20 protein-coding genes are annotated in these 20519 nt (G+C 74.5%); 11 read left to right on the forward strand and 9 right to left on the reverse strand.

Going from position 1 to position 20519, the window contains the following annotated elements; all coding sequences use genetic code 11:
- Nucleotides 1–21: 21 nt before the first annotated feature.
- The 4 genes from KPF22_RS17500 to KPF22_RS17515 are packed head-to-tail and all read left to right on the forward strand — an operon-like array spanning nucleotide 22 to nucleotide 3747.
- On the forward strand, nucleotides 22–555 hold the full coding sequence (locus KPF22_RS17500) for an SIS domain-containing protein (protein ID WP_374107509.1): 534 nt from the start codon (nucleotides 22–24) through the stop codon (nucleotides 553–555).
- Entirely contained in the window at nucleotides 552–2063 is a 1512-nt protein-coding gene (locus KPF22_RS17505) for a PfkB family carbohydrate kinase (RefSeq protein WP_208818522.1), read from the forward strand. The genes KPF22_RS17500 and KPF22_RS17505 overlap by 4 nt, the downstream gene beginning before the upstream one ends.
- On the forward strand, nucleotides 2060–2803 hold the full coding sequence (locus KPF22_RS17510) for an SDR family oxidoreductase (RefSeq protein WP_208818521.1): 744 nt from the start codon (nucleotides 2060–2062) through the stop codon (nucleotides 2801–2803). Before KPF22_RS17505 ends, KPF22_RS17510 begins: the two co-directional genes overlap by 4 nt.
- Nucleotides 2804–2847: 44 nt before the next feature.
- Nucleotides 2848–3747, forward strand: a complete 900-nt coding sequence (locus KPF22_RS17515; RefSeq protein WP_208818600.1) for a glycosyltransferase family 9 protein — start codon at nucleotides 2848–2850, stop codon at nucleotides 3745–3747.
- A 4-nt stretch (nucleotides 3748–3751) separates the two neighbouring features.
- On the opposite strand, the gene KPF22_RS17520 is transcribed toward KPF22_RS17515, so the two are convergent.
- On the reverse strand, nucleotides 3752–4276 hold the full coding sequence (locus KPF22_RS17520; RefSeq protein WP_208818520.1) for a DUF4383 domain-containing protein: 525 nt from the start codon (nucleotides 4274–4276) through the stop codon (nucleotides 3752–3754).
- Between the two features lie 264 nt (nucleotides 4277–4540).
- On the opposite strand from KPF22_RS17520, the gene ctaD reads away from it, so the two are divergent.
- Nucleotides 4541–6139 (forward strand): cytochrome c oxidase subunit I, encoded by a 1599-nt coding sequence (gene ctaD, locus KPF22_RS17525; protein WP_224402713.1) that lies wholly within the window; start codon nucleotides 4541–4543, stop codon nucleotides 6137–6139.
- Entirely contained in the window at nucleotides 6136–7725 is a 1590-nt protein-coding gene (locus tag KPF22_RS17530; protein ID WP_208818518.1) for an NAD(P)/FAD-dependent oxidoreductase, read from the forward strand. The genes ctaD and KPF22_RS17530 overlap by 4 nt, the downstream gene beginning before the upstream one ends.
- Nucleotides 7726–7758: 33 nt before the next feature.
- Here KPF22_RS17530 and KPF22_RS17535 read toward each other — a convergent pair whose 3' ends face one another.
- On the reverse strand, nucleotides 7759–8211 hold the full coding sequence (locus tag KPF22_RS17535; RefSeq protein ID WP_208818517.1) for an SRPBCC family protein: 453 nt from the start codon (nucleotides 8209–8211) through the stop codon (nucleotides 7759–7761).
- A 109-nt stretch (nucleotides 8212–8320) separates the two neighbouring features.
- On the opposite strand from KPF22_RS17535, the gene KPF22_RS17540 reads away from it, so the two are divergent.
- Both KPF22_RS17540 and KPF22_RS17545 read left to right on the forward strand, forming a co-directional pair.
- The gene (locus KPF22_RS17540) at nucleotides 8321–8806 is read left to right on the forward strand and encodes a hemerythrin domain-containing protein (RefSeq protein ID WP_208818516.1); all 486 of its coding nucleotides are present in this window, start codon (nucleotides 8321–8323) and stop codon (nucleotides 8804–8806) included.
- A gap of 170 nt (nucleotides 8807–8976) precedes the next feature.
- Complete coding sequence (locus KPF22_RS17545; RefSeq protein ID WP_224402714.1) at nucleotides 8977–10185, forward strand: NAD(P)/FAD-dependent oxidoreductase; 1209 nt, start codon at nucleotides 8977–8979, stop codon at nucleotides 10183–10185.
- A gap of 19 nt (nucleotides 10186–10204) precedes the next feature.
- On the opposite strand, the gene KPF22_RS17550 is transcribed toward KPF22_RS17545, so the two are convergent.
- On the reverse strand, nucleotides 10205–10597 hold the full coding sequence (locus tag KPF22_RS17550; RefSeq protein WP_224402715.1) for an alcohol dehydrogenase catalytic domain-containing protein: 393 nt from the start codon (nucleotides 10595–10597) through the stop codon (nucleotides 10205–10207).
- Nucleotides 10598–10732: 135 nt separating this feature from the next.
- Between KPF22_RS17550 and KPF22_RS17555 the strand changes: the two genes are divergently transcribed.
- Together KPF22_RS17555 and KPF22_RS17560 are read left to right on the forward strand one after the other, a co-directional pair.
- Nucleotides 10733–10975 (forward strand): acyl carrier protein, encoded by a 243-nt coding sequence (locus KPF22_RS17555; protein WP_073575391.1) that lies wholly within the window; start codon nucleotides 10733–10735, stop codon nucleotides 10973–10975.
- 318 nt (nucleotides 10976–11293) lie between these two features.
- The gene (locus KPF22_RS17560) at nucleotides 11294–12169 is read left to right on the forward strand and encodes an ANTAR domain-containing protein (RefSeq protein ID WP_208818513.1); all 876 of its coding nucleotides are present in this window, start codon (nucleotides 11294–11296) and stop codon (nucleotides 12167–12169) included.
- Between the two features lie 73 nt (nucleotides 12170–12242).
- On the opposite strand, the gene KPF22_RS17565 is transcribed toward KPF22_RS17560, so the two are convergent.
- From KPF22_RS17565 to KPF22_RS17575, 3 genes are all read right to left on the reverse strand, one after another.
- Nucleotides 12243–12533 carry a PASTA domain-containing protein gene (locus tag KPF22_RS17565; protein WP_208818512.1) on the reverse strand — a complete coding sequence of 97 codons (291 nt, stop codon included), beginning with the start codon at nucleotides 12531–12533 and terminating at the stop codon, nucleotides 12243–12245.
- A 59-nt stretch (nucleotides 12534–12592) separates the two neighbouring features.
- A complete protein-coding gene (locus KPF22_RS17570; protein WP_307798968.1) occupies nucleotides 12593–13471 on the reverse strand; it encodes an MBL fold metallo-hydrolase in 879 nt (292 codons plus the stop codon).
- Nucleotides 13472–13641: 170 nt separating this feature from the next.
- Entirely contained in the window at nucleotides 13642–14076 is a 435-nt protein-coding gene (locus KPF22_RS17575) for a bifunctional nuclease family protein (RefSeq protein WP_224402716.1), read from the reverse strand.
- A gap of 41 nt (nucleotides 14077–14117) precedes the next feature.
- On the opposite strand from KPF22_RS17575, the gene KPF22_RS17580 reads away from it, so the two are divergent.
- The gene (locus tag KPF22_RS17580) at nucleotides 14118–14984 is read left to right on the forward strand and encodes an SDR family oxidoreductase (RefSeq protein ID WP_179760091.1); all 867 of its coding nucleotides are present in this window, start codon (nucleotides 14118–14120) and stop codon (nucleotides 14982–14984) included.
- A gap of 131 nt (nucleotides 14985–15115) precedes the next feature.
- Here KPF22_RS17580 and nrfD read toward each other — a convergent pair whose 3' ends face one another.
- From nrfD to fdh, 3 genes are read right to left on the reverse strand one after another with little or no spacing between them, the layout of a single operon-like run.
- Complete coding sequence (gene nrfD / locus KPF22_RS17585; protein WP_308010422.1) at nucleotides 15116–16315, reverse strand: NrfD/PsrC family molybdoenzyme membrane anchor subunit; 1200 nt, start codon at nucleotides 16313–16315, stop codon at nucleotides 15116–15118.
- Nucleotides 16312–17253, reverse strand: coding sequence for a 4Fe-4S dicluster domain-containing protein (locus KPF22_RS17590; protein ID WP_208818509.1), 942 nt, complete (start codon nucleotides 17251–17253; stop codon nucleotides 16312–16314). The genes nrfD and KPF22_RS17590 overlap by 4 nt, the downstream gene beginning before the upstream one ends.
- Nucleotides 17250–20474, reverse strand: coding sequence for a formate dehydrogenase (fdh, locus tag KPF22_RS17595; RefSeq protein ID WP_224402717.1), 3225 nt, complete (start codon nucleotides 20472–20474; stop codon nucleotides 17250–17252). Before fdh ends, KPF22_RS17590 begins: the two co-directional genes overlap by 4 nt.
- Between the last annotated feature and the right edge of the window lie 45 nt (nucleotides 20475–20519).

Below are 20519 nucleotides of genomic sequence, written 5' to 3' on the forward strand. Positions count from 1 at the left end.
CTCGACGAGTTGAGCCACGCCCTGTCCGACGTCCGATCCGGCCTGCCCACGCTGCGCGCGTGGGGCACCCACCTCGCCGACCTGCTCACGGCCGGCGGGCGGCTCCTGGCCTGCGGCAACGGTGGCAGCGCCGCCGAGGCCCAGCACCTCACCGGTGAGCTCGTCGGTCGCTACGTCCGCGACCGCCGCCCGCTCTCGGCGATCGCGCTGAACGCCGACACCTCGGCGCTGACCGCGATCGGCAACGACTACGGCGCCGAGGAGATGTTCGCCCGCCAGGTACGGGCGCACGGCCGCCCCGGCGACGTGCTCGTCCTGTTGTCCTGCAGCGGGTCCAGCGCGAACGTGGTGGCGGCTGCGAAGACCGCGCACGAGCTGGGCGTCACCACCTGGGCACTCACCGGGCCCACGCCGAACCCACTCGCCGCGCTCTGCGACGACGCGGTCACCGTCGACTCCGGGCTCACCAGCACCGTGCAGGAGATCCACCTCGTACTGGTCCACCTGCTGTGCACCGCCGTCGACGACGCTCTCGGCGTGGGGACGCACCGGTGACCGCCCCACTGGTGGTCGTCGGCGACGCACTGCTCGACGTGGACCTCGACGGGGCCTCCATCCGGGACTGCCCGGACGCCCCCGGCGCCCCGGTCGTCGACGTGGGGCCAGGCGCCGAGCACGTCCGCCCGGGCGGCGCCGCGCTGGCCGCGCTGCTGGCGGCGCGCTGCCTGGCCGGAACCCGCCCGGTGGTGCTGCTGACCGCGCTCGCCGACGACGACGCCGCACACCGCATCGTCGCCCTGCTCGAGGGCAAGGTCGGGCTGCACCGCATCCCGCTGCACGGGTCGACCCCGGTCAAGACCCGGGTCCTCGACGGCGGCCGCCCGGTCACCCGCATCGACACCGGCGACGGCCACGCCGCATCCGGCGGGCTGGACCCGGCGACCGCCTCGCTGGTGGCGTCGGCCGGGGCGCTGCTGGTCGCCGACTACGGCCGCGGCGTCGCCGCACACCCGGGCGTGCGGCAGCTGCTCGCCGCCCGCGCGCACGGTGTCCCCCTGGTGTGGGATCCGCACCCGCGGGGCGCCGCGCCGCCGCCCGACGCCGACCTCGTCGTCCCCAACGCCGCCGAGGCCGCGGCGTTCGCCGGCCCCGGCCACATCGGATGCCCTGCCCGGAGGCTGCGCGAGCGATGGCGGGCCCGCGCGGTCGCGATCACCCGCGGCGCCGACGGCGCCCTGCTCGACACCGGCCGGGCGGCCCCGACCCGGGTGCCCGTGCCCGCCGCGGCCCACCCGGCCGCGGCAGGGTCCGTGGACACCTGCGGCGCCGGTGACGTGTTCGCCGCGGCCGCCGTGGCGGGGCTGTCCGGCGGATCCCCCGTCGCCGACGCGGTCGCCGCGGCCGTCGCCACCGCGTCCCGGTTCGTCGGCATGGGCGGGGCGGCCGCCCTGGACACCGCGATCGCCGCTGCCGGGCCCGATCCCGCCGGTGCCGCGGCCCCGCCCGGTCCCGCGGCACCGGAGGCGGGACCCTCGGCGGCCGCCCCGCACTGCGTCCCGGCGGCGCCCGACCTGCCCTCCGCGGCCGACGGGTTCGCCCTCGCCGACCGTGTGCGCGCCGCCGGCGGGCGGGTCGTGGCCACCGGCGGCTGCTTCGACCTGCTCCACCCCGGGCACCTCGCCGTGCTGCACGCGGCCCGGCGCCGCGGCGACGTCCTCGTCGTCTGCCTCAACGGTGACGAGTCGGTGGCCCGCCTCAAGGGCCCCGGCCGCCCCTGTCTCTCGGCGGCCGACCGTGCCGCGGTGCTGTCCGCCCTGGCCTGCGTCGACGCCGTCGTCGTTTTCGACGAGGACGACCCGTCGACGGTCCTGGACCGGCTCCGGCCGGACCTGTGGGTCAAGGGCGGTGACCACGACCCGGGCCGTATTCCCGAGGCCCGGGTGGTGCGTGCACACGGCGGCACCGTCGAGACGGTGCCCCGGGTGGGCGAGCACTCCACGACCCGGCTGGCCGCCGTCGCGGCCGGCACCAGGTCCCGCACAAGAACGAGGAGAACGGCATGACCACAGCCCGCACCCCCACGACCACGGACGACCGCGCCGACGGCACCGCGGACGGGACCGCGCTCGGCACCGTGCTGGTGACCGGCGGCGCGTCCGGTCTGGGAGCCGCCGTCGTCGACGCCGTCCTCGCCGCCGGCGGAACCCCGCAGGTCCTCGACCTGCACCCGCCGAAGGCCGACGTCGCGCACGTGACCGTCGACCTCGCCGACACCGCGGCCACCGAGGCCGCCGTCACCGAGCTCGCCCGCCTGGCCGGTCCCCCGGACGCGGTGGTGACCGCCGCCGGCATCGACCGTCCCGCACCGTTCGGGACGCTGCCGTCCGCCGACTGGGAGCGCGTGGTGCGGGTCAACCTGTTCGGCACCGCCGCCGTCCTGCGCGCGACCCTGCCGCAGCTCGAGCTGGTCGGCGGACGCGTCGTCACCATCGCTTCCACCCTCGGGCTCAAGGCGGTCCCCGACGCGACCGCCTACTGCGCGTCGAAGTTCGGTGTGCTCGGGTTCAGCCGGGCGCTCGCCGCCGAGACGGCCGGCCGGGTCAGGGTCACCACCCTGGTGCCGGGCGGGATGCACACCGCGTTCTTCGACGACCGCGACGAGCAGTACCGCCCGCCGGAGGGTGCGGCACTCAACCGGCCGCAGGACACTGCGGCGACGGTGCTGTACGCGCTGCGCCAGCCGCCCGGTTGCGAGGTGCGCGAGCTGGTCGTCTGCCACTCGGAGGAGGGGTCCTGGCCGTGACCGGCCCGGACCTGCCCGTGGTGCTCGCCCTGCGGGCGCCGGGGATGGGGGATCTGCTGACCGCGGTGCCGGCGCTGCGGGCCCTGCGCCGCGCGTTCTCCGAGGCCCGCCTGGTGCTGGCCACCCCCGCGCCGTTGGCCGGGCTGGCCGGGCTCGTCGGCGGGGTCGACGACGTCGTCGACGCCGACGGCCCGGGGTCGCTGCGCTGGTGTGGACCTCCGCCGCGGCTCGCGGTCAACCTGCACGGCAGCGGCCCGCAGAGCATCGATGCGCTGCGCGCCACCCGCCCCGACGCGCTGCTCACCCACCGCCACCCCGATCGGCCCGACGTGTCCGGGCCGTCATGGAGCCCGGACACCCACGAGGTGCGGCGCTGGTGCGGCCTCCTCGCGACGCACGGCCTCGACGCCGACCCCGACGACCTCGATCTCGCTGTGCCCGCCGATCCGCCCGCCGCGGCGAAGGGCGCGGTCGTCGTGCACCCGGGCGCGGCGCACCGGGCCCGGCGCTGGCCCCCCACCCGGTTCGCCGCCGTCGCCCGGGCCCTGCACGACGACGGCCACCGGGTCGTCGTCACCGGCGGGCCGGGCGAGCGGGACCTCACCGCAGCCGTCAGCCGGGCGGCCGGGCTGCCTGCGGGGGCCGACCTCGGCGGGCACGCAGGTCCTGTCCGGCTGGCCGCGCTGGTGGCAGCGGCGCGGTTGCTGGTGTGCGGTGACACGGGTCCTGCGCACCTGGCGACGGCCTACCGGACGCCGTCGGTCCTGCTGTTCGGCCCGACGCCGCCCGACCGGTGGGGGCCGCTGCGCGAGCCGGAGCGGCACCTCGTGCTGTGGCGCGGCGAGCGGGGCGACCCGCACGGCGACCGCCCGCACCCGGGGCTGCTGGCGATCGGCACGGGCGAAGCGCTCGCCGCCGCCCGCGCCCACCTGGCCCGGTCCTGAGCGCTCACTCCTCGTCCGAACCCCGGCGGCTGCTGCGGCCCCGGATGCCGGTGAGCCGGCGCCCGGCGTTCTCCACGTTCCGCTGGAACCTCTCGTACGGCATGTCGCTGCGGACCCGCCCGAACACCGCCGTCGCCCCGAGCACGACCATCACCACCGCCATGACGACCGACCCGGTGTTCATCACCAGCGGCCCGGCGGGCACGAGCCCGAACACCCCGGTCAGCAACCCCGCGACGGCCTCGACGACGCCGACGACGACCAGCACGCCCCCGTAGACGCGGGCCGACCTCAGCGTGGACGCGCACAGGAGACCGGCGATGCCGAGCAACAGATGCCCCAGGTCCCGCACCGGGTCGACGGCGATGCCGAGGAGCTCCCGGCTCGCGTAGGGCACGCCGGGCAGCCCGCTGTACCGGAACCCGATCATGCCGTACAGCAGCATCAGGAACGCGCTGAGCACCACCAGCAGCTGCGGCCACGGGAAGATCGCGTGCCCGTGCGAATGGTGTTCGGACTGGACGGGCATGGAGCCTCCCGGGTCGGTCGCCGCACCGGTCCGTCCGGCGCGAGGATGCGCCTACCCGTCGTCGTCGCGTCGATGCACCGGTGCCGATGCGGCCCGTGCGGCCGTGCGCACCGACGGGCGCATGATTCGCCCGCCGGCGGGTAGCAGCACGCGGTGACCCGCACCGAGCGCCCTCGCGGCCGCGGCACCGCCCCGGACGTCGTCCCACGCACGATTCCCCGCCCCGCCGTGCCCCGGCGCGCCCGGGGCAGCCGGTTGCTGCACATGATGCGCACGACCGACCCCAAGGACATCGGGATCCTCTACCTGGTGACCGCCTTCGGGTTCTTCCTCGCGGGCGGGGCGATGGCGTTGCTGGTCCGGGCCGAGCTGGCCCGCCCGGAGCTGCAGTTCCTGTCCACAGAGCAGTACAACCAGCTGTTCACCATGCACGGCACGATCATGCTGCTGCTCTACGCGACCCCGATCCTCTTCGGGTTCGCGAACTACATCGTGCCGCTGCAGATCGGGGCGCCGGACGTGGCGTTCCCCCGGCTCAACGCCTTCTCCTACTGGCTGTTCCTGTTCGGCGGGCTCATCGTCGTGGCCGGGTTCCTGGTACCGGGCGGCGCCGCGGACTTCGGCTGGTTCGCCTACACCCCGCTGTCGAGCGCCACCCACTCCCCCGGGCCCGGCGGGGACCTGTGGGCGGCCGGGCTGATCGTGTCCGGGCTGGGGACGATCCTCGGCGGCGTTAACATGGTCACCTCGATCGTCTGTCTGCGGGCGCCCGGCATGACGATGTTCCGGATGCCGATCTTCACCTGGAACATCCTGTTCACCTCGGTGCTCATCCTGCTGGCGTTCCCGATGCTGACCGCGGCGCTGTTCGGGCTGCTCGCCGACCGCCACCTCGGCGCGAACATCTTCTCCCCCGAGCACGGCGGGGTGGTGCTCTGGCAGCACCTGTTCTGGTTCTTCGGCCATCCCGAGGTCTACATCGTGGCGCTGCCGTTCTTCGGGATCGTCACCGAGGTGTTCCCCGTGTTCGCGCGCACACCGCTGTTCGGGTACAAGGGGCTGATCTACGCGACCGTCGCGATCACCGTGCTGTCGGCGTTGGTGTGGGCACACCACATGTACGCGACCGGGGCGATCGTGCTGTCGTTCTTCTCCTTCACCACCTTCCTCATCGCCGTTCCGACCGGGGTGAAGTTCGTGAACTGGATCGGCACCCTGTGGCGCGGGAAGATCACCTATGAGACGCCGATGCTGTTCGCCGCGGGCTTCCTGGTGACGTTCCTGCTGGGCGGACTGACCGGGGTGATGCTGGCGTCGCCGCCGCTGGACTGGCACATGTCCGACACCTACTTCGTGGTGGCGCACTTCCACTACGTCCTGTTCGGGACGATCGTGTTCTCCGTGTTCGCCGGGACGTACTTCTGGTTCCCGAAGATGACCGGCCGGATGCTCGACGAACGGCTCGGGAAGGTCCACTTCTGGACGATGTTCGTCGGTTTCCACCTGACGTTCCTGGTGCAGCACTGGCTGGGCAACCAGGGCATGCCCCGCCGCTACGCCGACTACCTCCCGACCGACGGGTTCACCACGCTGAACACCGTGTCCTCGATCGGCGCGTTCCTGCTCGGGGCGTCGACCCTGCCGTTCCTGTGGAACGTGTTCCGCAGCTACCGCTTCGGGCGGGTCGTCGACGTGGACGACCCGTGGGGGTTCGGAAACTCCCTGGAGTGGGCGACGTCCTGCCCGCCGCCCCGGCACAACTTCACCGAGCTCCCGCCGATCCGTTCCGAACGTCCGGCATTCGAGCTGCACCACCCACATACCGTCGCCCACGCCCGTGGAGAGGGGAGCGAGAACTCGTGACCGACACCGTCGACGCCGTCGTCGTGGGCGCGGGGCACAACGGCCTCGTCGCCGCCAACCTCCTCGCCGACGCCGGGTGGGACGTGCTGCTCTGCGAGGCGTCCGACGCCCCGGGCGGCGCGGTCCGTACCGCGGAGATCACCGCGCCCGGGTTCCGGTCGGACCTGGCCAGTGCCTTCCACCCGCTCGGGGCCGCCTCCCCCGTACTGCGCGAGCTGGACCTGCCCTCCTACGGCCTGGTGTGGCGGCACGCGCCCGCGGTCGTCGCCCACCCGACGGCCGACGGACGCTGCGCCGTGCTGCACCGCAGCCTCGACGACACCGCGGCCGCCCTCGACACCGACCATCCCGGCGACGGCGACGCCTGGCGCGCCATGGTCGCGGAGTGGGACGCGATCGGCACCGATGTGCTGGAGGCAGCGTTGCGACCGTTCCCACCGGTCCGGGCCGCGTCGCGGCTGTGGCGTCGGCTCGGGACCGGGGACACGTTGCGGCTGGCCCGGACCCTGCTGCAACCGGTCGCGCGCATGGCCGCCGAGCGGTTCGGTGGCACCGCGGCACCGCTGCTCCTGGCCGGTAACGCCCTGCACACCGACCTGGGACCGGACAACGCGGCCAGCGCCGCCTACGGATGGCTGCTCGCGATGCTCGGCCAGCGAATCGGGTTCCCCGTTCCCGCGGGCGGCTCCGGGGCCCTGACCGACGCGCTGGTCGCCCGGTTCACCGCCCGCGGCGGGCGACTCGACGTGGGCCGCCCGGTGACCTCGGTACTCGTGGAGGGTGGCCGGGCCACCGGCGTGCTCGACGCCCACGGCGGCCGGGTGCTCGCCCGCCGCGCGGTGCTCGCCGACGTCGACGCCCCTCGCCTCTACCGCGACCTCGTCGGCGAGGAGCACCTGCCGGCGAGGTTCGTCGCCGACCTCGACCGGTTCCAGTGGGACTTCTCCACCGTCAAGATCGACTGGGCACTGGACCGCCCGGTTCCGTGGACGGCTCTGAGCGCCCGGTCGGCAGGCACGGTGCACGTCGGCGCGGACGTCGACGGGCTGCGCCGCTACGCCTCGGACCTGTCCGCCGGCCGGCTGCCCGGCGAGCCGTTCCTGCTGTTCGGCCAGATGACCACGGCCGACCCGGACCGCTCCCCGCCCGGTACCGAGTCGGCGTGGGCCTACACCCACGTGCCCCGCGGGCTGGGCTGGGGTCGCGACGACGTCCTACGCTGGGCCGACCGGATGGAGCGTGTCGTCGAGGACCACGCGCCCGGCTTCACGGGCCTGGTCCGGGCCCGGTCGGTAGCCGGACCCGCGGACCTGCAGGACTACGACGGCAACCTCGTCGACGGCGCGATCACCGCCGGCACGTGCGCGCCGCACCAGCAGCTGGTGTTCCGTCCGACGCCCGGGCTGGGCCGCGCCGACACCCCGGTCGACCGGCTGTTCCTGTCCGGGGCGTCGGCGCACCCGGGCGGCGCGGTGCACGGCGGGCCCGGCGCGAACGCCGCCCGGGCCGCGCTGGCCGCGTCGGGGCCGGCGGGGCCGCTCTACCGGGGCGCGGTCCGCTTCGCGCATCGACGGATCCACGGCTGAGCCTCCGCGCGGCCCCGGTCACGGGGCTCCCGGTCAGGCCCGCTCGGGCCGGTCCGGGCGCCCCCGGGCGAGGGCGGCGAGCCGGGCCAGACTCTCCGCGTTCCGCAGCTTCAACAGCGGCGCCCGGACCGGCACGGGGATGAGCCGCCCGGGTCCGGCGACGGCGTCCTCGGTCATCCGGATCGTCGTACCCGTTCCATCGGGGGTCAGCTCCAGGCGCACCCGGGCGGTGCCTCCGGGCCCGGCATGGGCGCGCAGCTGCAGCATCTTTCCGGGCTCGTTCTCCTCGACCACGGTGCGGTCCTCGATCATCAGCGGCCACGCCCCGACGCTGTGCTCGATGGTCGAGCCCACCCGCGGCCAGTCCGACGAGACCCGCCGGATGTGCACCGCCCCGACCACCCACAGGCCGTAGCTCCAGCCGTCGGTCAGGACCGCGTAGACATCCTCGGTGCGGGCGTGCACCCGCCGCCGTACCTCGATCATCGGACCGCCTCTCCGTCGCCGACCGGACGATCCGACCCGTACCCACGCTCGGCCCCGCCACACCCCCGCACCCGGGTTTGGACCCACGACCACCGGTGATACATCTGCGGTGACGACCGACCCTGCACCCGACGACCTGATCGACGTCCTCGCCGCCGACCACCGCATGCTGCTGGCCCTGCTCGACCGCGCCGCCGCGGCCGACCCCGGCCCGCAGCGCTCCGACCTGGCCGTCCGCGCCGCGAACGCGGTCCGCCGGCACTGCGTCGCCGAGGAGACCCTGCTGCATCCGGTGCTGCGCCGCTGCCTCGAGGACGGTGACCGCTGCGCACAGGCCGACGCCGAGGAGCACGAGCAGCTCGAAGCCCTGGTCACCGAGCTGCTCGCCGTCGGTACGGGGTCGCCCGACGCGGAGCAGGTGCTGCACCGGCTCGCCGTGTCCACCCGCTTCCACATCGAGGGCGTCGAGACGCGGCGGCTCCCAGCCCTGCGCCGGCGCCTGACGGTCACGGAGCTGCACGAGCTCGCCCGCGCCGTCCAGGAGACGATCGACCCGCGTGACGACCGCCGCGGCCCCACCGCCGTCCTCGGGTGAGGGCCGCACCCACCACGGCCTGCCGCGCGAGGCGGACACAGCGCCGTCGATCGCGGGCGCGGCCTCGATCCCCGGGCCACCGCAGCTCGACCACTGCCCGCGGCTCGGCAGGCGTGCCCCACGGCACGGCGCCCGGGTGTCGACGCGTTCGGTCAGGGTAGGCGGGCGACATGAGCGTGACGACGACCGGACTGCTCGTGGTCGGCGGCGGCCCCGCAGCCCATGCCGCGGTGACCGCGTACCGCGGGCACGGTGGCCCCGGCCCGGTGCTGCTGGTGTCCGCCGACGACCGCCCTCCCTACCTCCGGCCTCCACTGACGAAAGAGCTCCTGCGCGGGGGAAACCTCGGCGAGGACGACCTGCTGCTCGACGACCTGACCCGGCTCGGCGACGTCGAGGTGCGCACCCGGACCACAGTCACCTCGCTCGAGCCCGGTACCCGTACTGCGCGGCTCGGCGACGGCGGCGAGGTGCGCTGGCGAGCATGCGTGCTGGCCACCGGATCGGAACCGGTGCGCCTGCCCGTCCCCGGCGACGGCGACGCCTACCACCTGCGCTCGCTGGCCGACGCGCGGGCGCTGCTGGCGGGACTGCACGACGCGGGATCCGTCGTCGTCGTCGGATCGGGGTTCATCGGCTGTGAGGCGGCGGCGTCGCTGGCCGCGCGCGGCCTGGACGTGACGGTGTGCAGCACGGAGCGGGTCCCGCAGGCCTCGCGGCTCGGTGACGCCGTCGGCAACCGCATCGCGGACTGGTTGAGAGGAGCGGGGGTCCGTCTGCGCGGCGACGCCGAGGTCACCGGGATCGAGTCGACCGGTGGCGCGCCCGTGGTGCACGTCCGGGACGGCGAGCACGTCGCGGCGGACCTGGTACTGGTCGCGGCGGGCGCCCGCCCCCGGCTCGGGCCGGCCGAGGCGGCCGGGGTCCTGGTCGAGGACGGCCGAGTCGTCGTCGACGAGCACATGCGGACCGCGGTGTCGGGTGTGTTCGCCGCCGGGGACGTCGCGCGTGCGTTCAACGCGGCCGCAGGCCGGCACGTCGGGGTGGAGCACTGGGGCGATGCCGAGGAGATGGGCGCCGTCGCCGGGGCCGCCGCCGCCGGGTCGGACGCCCGCTGGGACGCCGCGCCCGGCTTCTGGTCCGAGATCGGCGACCGCGTGCTCAAGTACTCCGCCTGGGGCGACGGGTTCGACGAGGTCGCCCTGACCACCCACCCCGGCGGCGGGTTCACCGCCTGGTATCAGCGCCACGGGTCGGTGTGCGGAGTCGCCACCCACCAGGCCGACGAGGACTACGAGCGCGGCTCGGACCTGGTGCGGCGCAACGCGAGGGCATCGGAGGTCGCGGACGTGCCGACCACGGCCGGCCCCCGGGACTGACCCCGGGGACCGGCGTCGATCAGGTGCCGGGGTCCAACGCGACCTTGACCCAGCCCGCGCGATGGTCGTCGAACTCCTGGTACGCGGTGACGACGTCGCCCAGGCTCTCCCGCACGGTCACTCCGCGGCCGGGGCAGCGCCCACAGCACAGGGTGGACGGCACCACCACCCGGTCGCCGGGGCGGAAGGCCCGCACCCCGTCGCCCACCTCCTCGACCACGCCGACACCCTCGTGCCCGAGCACCGTCCCGGGCCGCATCCCCGGCATGGTGCCGCGGACCATGTGCAGGTCGGTCCCGCAGATCGCGCTGACGGTCAACCGGACGACGGCGTCGCCCGGGTCGCGCGGGGCCGGGTCGGGCACCTCGGCCAGCTCGATCTCGCCGGGGCCCTGCCACACCACTGCCTTCACTCGTCCTCCTCCGGTCGTCGTTCTGCAACGGGCGTGCGCCTACCCGCCGGAACCGGCTCCATGTCCGGCATGAACGCCGGGGTGGCGGGTAGGAGGAGCGCGCCAACGGAACCGACCGAGGAGGAGGTGGCCGTCATGGCCACAGGCGAGACCGGATTCAGCGACGTCGTGTTCGACCTGGTGTCGGTGCAGTACCACGCGCTCAAGGGGGGCCACGACTACGGCCAGTACGTCCGCGACGCGCGCAACGCGGGCTACGACGACATCGCGGAGTTCTTCGAGCGGGTCATGGAGGAGGACGCGACACGCGCCTCCACCTGCCACGACCTGCTCGCGAAGCTGTCCTCGAAGGAGGACACGGGCGCCGCGGTCTCCTGACCGGTGCTCGGGGCGCCGGCCGGCCAGAGGGGGCCGGCCGGCGCCGACCGGACGGGGTGACCCGGCGTGGTGCCGCCCGGCGGCGGTGTCATAACGTTCTGTCGCAGTGCGCCAGGGGCCTTCGGTCCCGGCCGGCGCCGACCCGGGGTCGAACAGCCGGCCCAGCGTCCCCACCCGTGCACGCCCGCGTGCGTCCCGGGCCGGGGACCCCCGTCAGTGCACGAGAATGCGCTGCCGGACCGCGCCCCCGGCCACGCCCGACGCTCCCCCGAGCCGTCCCCCGCACGCCGACCGCGGCCGGCGGTATCGGAGGACGAGATGCCCCCCGGCGGACCGGAGGCGCGCCTGCTGCGCGCCATCAACGACAACCCGCTGTTCCGGACGACCCGCTCGCCGTACGCGGTGCTCGACCGGTCACTGCGCATACGCGCGGTGAACCCGGCCTGGCTCGAGGCGACACTGCGCGAGCCCGGCGAGGCCCTGGACCGGCCCCTGTTCGACGTCTTCCCGGACAACCCTGCGGCGCCGGACGTCGGCGCGGTGGCGGCAGTGACGGCGTCGCTGCTGCGAGTGCTGCGGCGCGGCGCCCGCGACGACATCGGCCTGCAGCGCTACGACGTGCCCGCACCGCGCGGGGCCGACGGCTTCGTCGAGAAGTACTGGGTCGGAGCGCACTCCCCCGCCCGTGACCCCCGAGGCCGGCTCGCCGGAATCCTCGTGCACATCGAGGATGTCACCCCGCTGTGGCCGGTGCGGACCGATGTCGACGACGCGGTGCCGGGCGAGGGACCCGGGACGCTCGTGGACCGGTCACGACGGTGCGGACGGGACGACAACGCTGCGGACGCGCCCGGCGGTCGGACCGCAGGGAACGGCCCCGGGTTCTCCGGGTACGGTCCGGCGGCCCCGCCCGGCTCGCACCTGCCGGCGGTCCCGGCCGACCCGGTCCCGGCGGTCGCGCTCGTCCGCGAGCTCGCCACCGAGGGCGAGGCACTGCGGCTGCGCTTCGGGCGGCACGTCGCCATCGAGCAGGCGAAAGGTGTGCTCATGGCGACCCGCGGCTGCGGGCCGGAGGAGGCGTTCGCGCTGCTGCGGGAGCTGTCGCAGACCACGAACACCAAACTGCGGCAGGTCGCGCTGTCGGTGGTGGAGAACGCCGCGCGGGGCGAGCCCCCGGGCCGGTGCGGCGGCTGAGCGTCCGGCACCGGACGGACGGGGCCCGCGAACTGTGGTCGGGATGGGCGGCGCCGTCAGCGCCGCCCACCGGTCACCACCGGGCCGGGCCCGACCGGGCGCAGCCCACCCCACCGCCCCCGCCGTCGTCACCGGGCGGAGGGCCGGTCCACATCCGCACGGTGCTGCCGAACGTCACGACGGCCCCGGCCCGTGGCTCCTGCTCGAGGACGCACCGCTGCGGTGGGTCCTCGCCGGGACGGCGGTGCTCGACGGCGATCACGCCGCCGTCGAGCGCCACGTCGTGCGCGCCCGCCACGTCGAGACCGGTGAGATCGGGAACCACGACCACCCGCTCGCGGCCGTGTTCGGACGTCGAAGCCATGGGTTCGCATCACCGCTGCCCGGGCCGCCCACACCTCCCCGGTCGACGACATCGGTGGATCAGCGGGGCGGCAGCCCGTCGAACGGTGTGCCGGGCGCGTTCGCCGACCCGGTACCGGGGCCCGGGCTCGCCGCGACCCACCGGCCCGTCGAGGGCGGCAGCTCCACGGTGTCCCCGCGCCCGACCACCCGCACCCGGTCGCCCATCCCACGGGCCCGCATCTCCTCCAGGAAGTGTGTGAGTGGGGACCGGAACACGTCGTAGTCGTCGAAGTGCACGGGGACCACGCGACCGGGACCGACCATCTCCACCAGGTCGCTGCCCTGCGAGGCGTCCAGGGTGACCAGCACACCGCCGACCCGGGTACCGCCGAGGTGGGCGACCATCACGTCGATGTCACCGAACCGGTCGCGGATCTCGCGGAGCTCGGGGACCAGGACGGTGTCCCCGGTGATGTAGAGCCGCAGCACCCGCCGGCCCCGGCGCTCGTGGTCGATCACCGTGCCCTGCACCGGCGGCAGGAGCCGGTGCACACCCACCGGGCCGTGCCGCGCCGGTACCGAGGTGATACGGACCCGCTCCTCGTCGTCACCGAGCTCCCAGCTGTCCCAGGTCTCGAGCCCGGTGGCGGCCTCGAACCCCCATCTGCGCAACCGGCGGCACGCGTGCGGGGTGGTGAGGACGGGCACCGAACGGTCCAGCCCGTCACGGGCGACGTCGTCGAAGTGGTCCCCGTGCAGGTGCGACAGCACCACCGCGTCGAGGCGGGGCAGCTGATCGATGTCCAGCGCCGGGTCGGTTCGCCGCCTCGAGGACAGACCCCAACCCAACCGGGCACGCTGCCCCCGGTGCAGGAAGTTGGGGTCGGTCAGCAGCCGGAACCGGCCCAGCCTCAGGATCACGGTGGCGGTCCCGACGAACGTCAGCGAGGTGTCCACGCCTGCCCGCCTACCCGGCGCCCGCGAGCACACACCCGACGTGAACCCCTCCACCACTCCTTGCGTCTCGGTTGTGCACCAGTGACCCTGGAATGCGGCTCGGATCGGTACCCGGGAGCCGGATCGTGTCAGGCCCCGGTGGTTGAACACGACAGCCGCCGGGGCCGCCCTCAGGGGTCGTCGAAGTCGTCGGGCACCGCGGTGTCGAGGAACCTGCGGAACGCGTCGACATCGTCGGTCTGCGGCCCCGCATCCTGCGCGCCGGCCATGCCGGGGTCGATACCGGCCGCGGCGAGCACCGTGTCCCCGACCTCGATCGCCGCACTGTGCTGCAACGCGAGGACCACCGCGTCACTGGTGCGGGCGTCGATGCGGGTGCCGTCGTCGAGCTGCAGTTCGGCGTGGAAGACGTGGTCGCGCAGGGCGTGCACCCGGACGCACGGCAGCCGGCGCCCGGCTGCCTCGAGCACCGCGCCGATCAGCCGGTGGGTACCGGGACGGGTACCGCGGACCCCCTCCGGCTCGGCGACCGCGGCCAGTGCCTCCGCCCCACCGACCGACACTGCGACTGTTCGCGCGCCTACCCCGGCCTCTGGGACCCACACCCGGCGGCATGGACCGGTGCGGCCCGGGTAGCCGGCCGGACATGCGGCTCGACGGTGCTGTGGTGGTGGTGACGGGTGCGTCCGGCGGGATCGGACGTGCGACGGTGCGGGAGCTGGCGCGCCGTGGCGCCCGGCTCGGGTTGATCGCGCGCGACCGAGCGTCCCTGGAGGACGTGGCGGCGGAGCTGCCCCCGGACCGGGCCCTGGTGGTGCCCTGCGACGTCGCCGACGACGAGGCCGTCAGCGCGGCCGCCGCGCACGTCACCGAGCAGCTCGGCCCGATCGACGGCTGGGTGAACTGCGCAGGCGTCGCCGGGTTCGGCACCGTGCTGTCGACTCCGCCCGCCGACGTGCGACGGCTGCTGGACATCAACATCGGCGGTTGCCTCAACGGCGCTCGCGCGGCACTGCCGTCGATGATCGCCTGTCGGCACGGTGTGCTCGTCAACGTCTCCTCGGTGCTCGGGATCATCCCGGCGCCGTGGGTGACGCCCTATTGCATGTCCAAGTCCGCGGTGCGGACGCTGTCGGCCGGGCTGCGCGCCGAGCTGCGTCGTGCGGGCATCCGCGGGGTCTCGGTGTGCACGGTGCTGCCCGGGGCCGTCGACACCCCGATCTGGTCGACCGCGGCCAACCACACCGGGCGGAAGGTGGCCCCTCCCCCGCCGGTGGACGCCCCGGAGCGCGTCGCCCGGGTGATCGCCGCCCGGCTGCGGCGCCCGCGGCCCGAGACGGTCACAGGCGGGATCGCGGTACGGCTGCTGGTCCTCGCGCACCGGTTCGCACCGGGACCGGTCGAGCGTGCGCTCGGGCTCGTCCTGGGCCGCTGGTCGCTGCACGGCGGCACCGCGCAGACCTCGGGGGCGCTGTGGGACCCCGCCCTGTCTGGGCATCGCACCCGCCGCTGAGCCGTGCCGCCGGCCCGGGCGCGCCGGATCCGGCCGGGACCAGGCACGTCCTCCGGCACGTCCGGCGGCGGGTGCGATCGGTCAGGACGCCCGGACCGTCCCCGGCGGTACCGACCCTGTTCGCCGGGGGCTCACCAGGCCGGTCCGCCGTCGGATCCGGCACCCGCCGGGTCCGGACCGGGGAGGTCCCCCGCGGTGACGGCCTCGCCCGGCGGCACGGTGCCGAGATCGCCGCGCTCCTCCTCCGCGGTGCGGGCGGCTTCGCGACGGCGCAACCGATCCCGCTGAGGGACGACGGTGTAGGCCGGGTCCCACGCGGTCGCCATGCCGGCGTCGAACACGCCCCACCGGGTCGCGGCGGACCCGGCGTTGAGCAGGAGTCCGGCCGCGGCGTCGAACCCGCGGCGGCGCCGTCGTGAGCCCGGGCGCAGCCGGTCGAGCAGCGGCCCGGCCAGCGCTGCCGCCAGACCGCCGAGGGTCGCCGCGCGGGCGGCGCGCAGCACCCGCCCGGCGCGGCCGGTGCGGTAGGCGTGCGCGCTCATCCCGATCGCGGTCTCGGTGCGGTGGGTGGCGACCAGCTCCAGTGCCGCTCCGGCGACGGCGATCCGCCGCGGCGGGCCGTCACCGTGCCCGGTCAGCAGCGCCGACCCGCCGCCTGCGGCGAGCGCCGACCCGGCGAACACGAACGGCAGCTCCCGGTAGGCCCCGTGCCAGCCGGGGACGGCGGTGTCGGCGAGCAGCACGGCGGTGTAGGTGGTCATCGCCGGGCCGAGGAGCCCGCCGACCAGTCCGGCGGCGCGCCCGGCGCCGGGCAGCAGCCCGGTGACCTCCGAGGCCGCCGCGGCCCCGGTGACGGTGCCGAACGGGGCGAGGATCCAGGATCCCACCGACAACGGCGAGGTCGGCTTGAACACCCGCATCATGTGCAGGAACCGCTCGGGGCGGCCGAGGTCGTGGATGAGGAACGCGACCGAGGCGACCGCCCCGCCGGCGGCGACGAGCCGACCGGAGCGACGCAGTCCGGGCCGGCAGGTGAGGTCGGCCAGCGCCGCCGTGGACGCCGCGACCCCGGCCGCGCCGCCCAGATAGAGGTAGGCGGGGACGTCGGGCACCTTCCACACCGGCGGCTTGATGATCGGCCGGTCGTGGTAGCTGCGGAAGTCGGCCTCGGGGACCATCAGCCGCTCGCCGCGGCCGCCCCGGCGGCGTCGCCGTCGCTCGGCGCGGCTGGGCCCGGGGCGGGTGTCGTCGTGCCCGGCGGGGGCCTCGTCGGCCACGTCCGGTCCGGGCGCGGCCTGCCCGGCGGCGGGACCGCTGCCGTCGGCGGTCACCGGCGGGCTCCGACGAACGCGGCGGCGACCGTGGCCGCGACGGTCGCCGCCGCGACCGCCGCGTGCCGCCACATCGACGGCAGGTCCCGCGTCGTGACCACCGGGTCCGGTGGTAGCCCGTAGACCTCCGGTTCGTCGAGCAGCAGGAAGAACGCGCCATCGCCGCCGACGCCGTCGTCGGGGTCGCGGCCGTACAGCCGGGCGCCGTCCACACCCTGGGCCTGCAACGTCGCCAGCCGCTCGTCGGCGCGGGCGCGCAGTTCCTCCAGCGGGCCGAACTGGATGGACTCGGTCGGGCACGCCGTCGCGCAGGCCGGGGCGAGGCCGGCGCCGAGCCGGTCCTGGCACATGGTGCACTTGAACGCGCGGCCGTCGCCCTCGCGCTGGTCGATGACGCCGTACGGGCAGGCGGGGATGCAGTAGCCGCAGCCGTTGCAGATGTCCTCCTGCACGAGCACGGTGCCGTGCTCGGTGCGGATCAGCGAGCCGGTCGGACAGACGTCGAGGCACGCGGCGTGGGTGCAGTGCTTGCACACGTCCGAGGACATGAGCCACCGCACCTCGGTGGCGTCGGCGCGGTGCTCGCCGGCGTCGACGGAGCCGGGCAGATCCATCGCCGGCATGCCCAGGTCGGTCTGGGCGGAGCGGGTCGCGGGAACGCGTTGCTCGACGAACGCGACGTGCCGGTAGCTCGACGCCCCGAGCCCGCCGGTGTTGTCGTAGCCCATCCCGGCCGACTCGAGGACGTCGCCCCCGGCGCCCTGCGGGGTGACTCCGTCGGCGGGCAGCGCGTTCCACTCCTTGCACGCGACCTCGCACGCCTTGCACCCGATGCAGACGCTGGTGTCGGTGAAGAACCCGACCCGGTCGGGGTGGTCCTCGGCGTAGCCGGCGTCGGCGGAGGGGTCCGCCAACGGGCCGTACCACGAGTTGCTCACTGGTCCTCCAACCCGGCGGCGCGCCGCCGGTCGGCGAGGTAGGCGACCAGGTCGGGCCCGCGCGGCCGCCGTCCGGGGCGGATGTCGCAGGTCGCGGCCTTGGTCTCCATGATGTGCACGTTCGGGTCGAGCGCGACCGAGAGGAGCTCGTTGGCCGCGTCCCCGGTCGAGAGTCCGTTCGGGCCCCAGTGCCAGGGCACGCCGATCTGGTGGATCACCGTCGTGCCACCGGAGCCGTCGCCGACACGCAACGGTTTCGCCCGCTCGGTGATCATCACCCGGCCCTCGACGGCCGACCGCGCGGTGACCACGTGCGCCCAGTCGTTGTCCACCAGGCCACGCTCGGCGGCCAGCTCCGGTGACACCTCCAGGAACATCTGCGGGAACAGCTCGTTGAGGTGCGGCGTCCACCGGCTCATGCCGCCCGCGGTGTGGTGCTCGGTGACGCGGAACGTCGTGAACACGTACGGGAAGTGGTCCCCGGGCGGGTTGTAGGTGTTGTCCGGGCGCGGGAACTGCTGACGCGCCGGGTTGGCCCGGTGCCGGGGGTAGAGCACGTTGGGCACGGGGGACTCCTGCGGCTCGTAGTGCGCCGGCATCGGCCCGTCGAGCAGCCCGGCCGGGGCGTAGAGCCATGCCCGCCCGTCGCCCTGCATCACGAACGGCTCGTTGCCGGCGATCGACTCGGCACCGCGTGAGTGCTCGGCGGGGACGTGGTCCGGCGGTGTGCTCACCGGGAAGTCCGGCACGTCCGGCCCGGTCCAGCGCTCACCGTCCCACCACAGGAGCTTCTTGCGCTCGCTCCAGGGCTTCCCGTCCGGGTCCGCCGAGGCCCGGTTGTAGAGCACCCGGCGGTTCATCGGCCACGCCCAGCCCCACTCGGCGGCCACGAGGTCCTGCTCGCGTCCCGGCCTGCGGCGCGCGGCCCGGTTGACCTCCTCGGCGTAGACACCGGTGTAGATCCAGCAGCCGCCCGACGTCGACCCGTCGGCCTTCATGTCCAGGTAGGACGACAGTGCTCGGCCGTCGGCGTCGGTGCCGTTGATCTCCCGCAGCACCGCGTCGGCACTCGGCTCGGCGATCCCGGTCGGCCCGACCTCGACCGGGTAGTCCCAGGTCAGGTCCTGCAGCGGGCGGTCGCGCGGGTCCGTGGACCCGGCCAGACGCTCCTTGAGGCGCAGCCCGAGCTGGTGGTAGAACCACAGCTCGCTGCGGCAGTCCCCCGGCGGTTCGACGGCCTTGTGGTGCCACTGCAACAACCGCTGGGTGTTGGTGAAGGTGCCGTCCTTCTCGGTGTGGTTGGCCGCGGGGAGGAAGAACACCTCGGTACCGATGTCCTCGGTGCGCATCTCCCCGGTCTCGATCTCCGGGCCGTCCTTCCAGAACGTCGCGGTCTCGATCATGTTGAGGTCGCGCACCACCAGCCATTCCAGCTTCGCCAGCCCGAGGCGCTGCTGCTTGGCGTTCGCGGTGCCCACGGCGGGGTTCTCCCCCATCACGAAGTAGCCCGGCACCTCGCCGCGGGCCTGCGCCATCACCGTCCGGAACGACGAGTGATCGCCGGTGAGGCGTGGGAGGTGGTCGAAGCAGAAGCCGTTGTCGGCTGTGGCGGCGTCGCCGAACCAGGCCTTGAGCAGGCTCACCAGGTACGTGTCCATGTGGCCCCAGTAGCCCTTGTCGCCCGAGTTCGACTCGATGAAGGTCGTGAGGTCCTGCTCGCGGTGGGCGTGCGGCATCGGGATGTAGCCCGGCAGCATGTCGTACAGCGTCGGGATGTCGGTGGAGCCCTGGATGGAGGCGTGGCCGCGCAACGCGAGGATTCCGCCGCCCGGCCGCCCGATGTTGCCGAGCAGCGACTGCAGGATGGAGGCGGCCCGGATGTACTGCACGCCCACCGTGTGGTGGGTCCAGCCGACGGCGTAGGCGAACGCCGAGGTCCGCTCCCGCCCGGAGTTGCGGGTGAGCGCGTCGGCGACCGCCCGGAAGTTCTCCGGGGAGATCCCGCAGACCTGCTCGACCATCTCCGGGGTGTAGCGGGCGTAGTGGCGGCGCAGCACCTGGAACACGCAGCGCGGGTGCTGCAGCGTGTCGTCACGGGTCGGGGTCGCGGAGAACGGGGCGCCGCCGGACCCGGAGATCTCGGCGTGCTCGTGCTCCTGCACCATCGCCCGCTCGTCGCGCAGCCCGGCACTGGCCTCGACATCGGCGTCCTGGTACTGCCAGGAGTGCACGTCGTAGGTGCCGGTCGCCGGGTCGAACCCGGAGAACACTCCGTCGAGGTCCTCGGTGTCGCGGAACTCCTCGGACACGAGCATCGGGGCGTTGGTGTAGGCCTTCACGTAGTCCTCGAAGTACGCCCCGGTCTCCAGGACGTGCCGGATCAGCCCGCCGAGGAACGCGATGTCGGTGCCGGCGCGCAACGGCACGTGCACGTCCGCCACGGCCGAGGTGCGGGTGAACCGCGGATCGACGTGGATCACGGTCGCGCCGCGCCGCTTCGCCTCCATCACCCACTGGAAGCCCACCGGGTGGGCCTCGGCCATGTTCGAGCCCTGGATGACGATGCAGTCGGAGTTGACCAGGTCCTGCTGGTAGTTGGTGGCCCCACCACGGCCGAACGAGGTTCCCAGACCGGGAACCGTGGAGGAGTGTCAAATACGGGCCTGGTTCTCCACCTGGACCGCGCCGAGGGCGGTGTAGAGCTTCTTCATGAGGTAGTTCTCCTCGTTGTCGAGGGTCGCTCCTCCGAGACTCGCGATGCCCATGGTGCGGTGCAGGTGCCGGCCCTCCTCGTCGACGTCCTGCCACGTCCGCTCGCGGGTCTCCACGACCCGATCGACGATCATGTCCAGCGCGGTGTCGAGGTCGAGGTCCTCCCACTCGGTGCCGTGCGGGCGCCGATAGCGCACCGCGGTGACCCGCTGCGGGGAGGTGACGAGCGACAGCGTCGAGGAGCCCTTGGGGCAGAGCCGTCCACGGCTGATCGGCGAGTCCGGGTCACCCTCGACGTGGGTGACCCGTCCGCCGCGGGTGAAGACCCTCTGCCCGCACCCGACCGCGCAGAACGGGCAGATCGACGTGGTGACGCCGTCGGCCTCGACGGTCCGGGCGACCGTGCGGTCGGTGCCCGTCGATCGGGACGCCACCCCCCGGCCGAGCGGGTCGCTGCCGGTCAGCTGCCGGGCGACCGGCCAGGACTCGATCCACTCACGCATTCCCACACCCGCCCGTGTGCCCGGTCACCACCGCCCCAAACCTCCGCCGGT

Source organism: Pseudonocardia sp. ICBG1034, assembly GCF_020131375.1.
Classification (GTDB): Bacteria; Actinomycetota; Actinomycetes; order Mycobacteriales; family Pseudonocardiaceae; genus Pseudonocardia; species Pseudonocardia alni.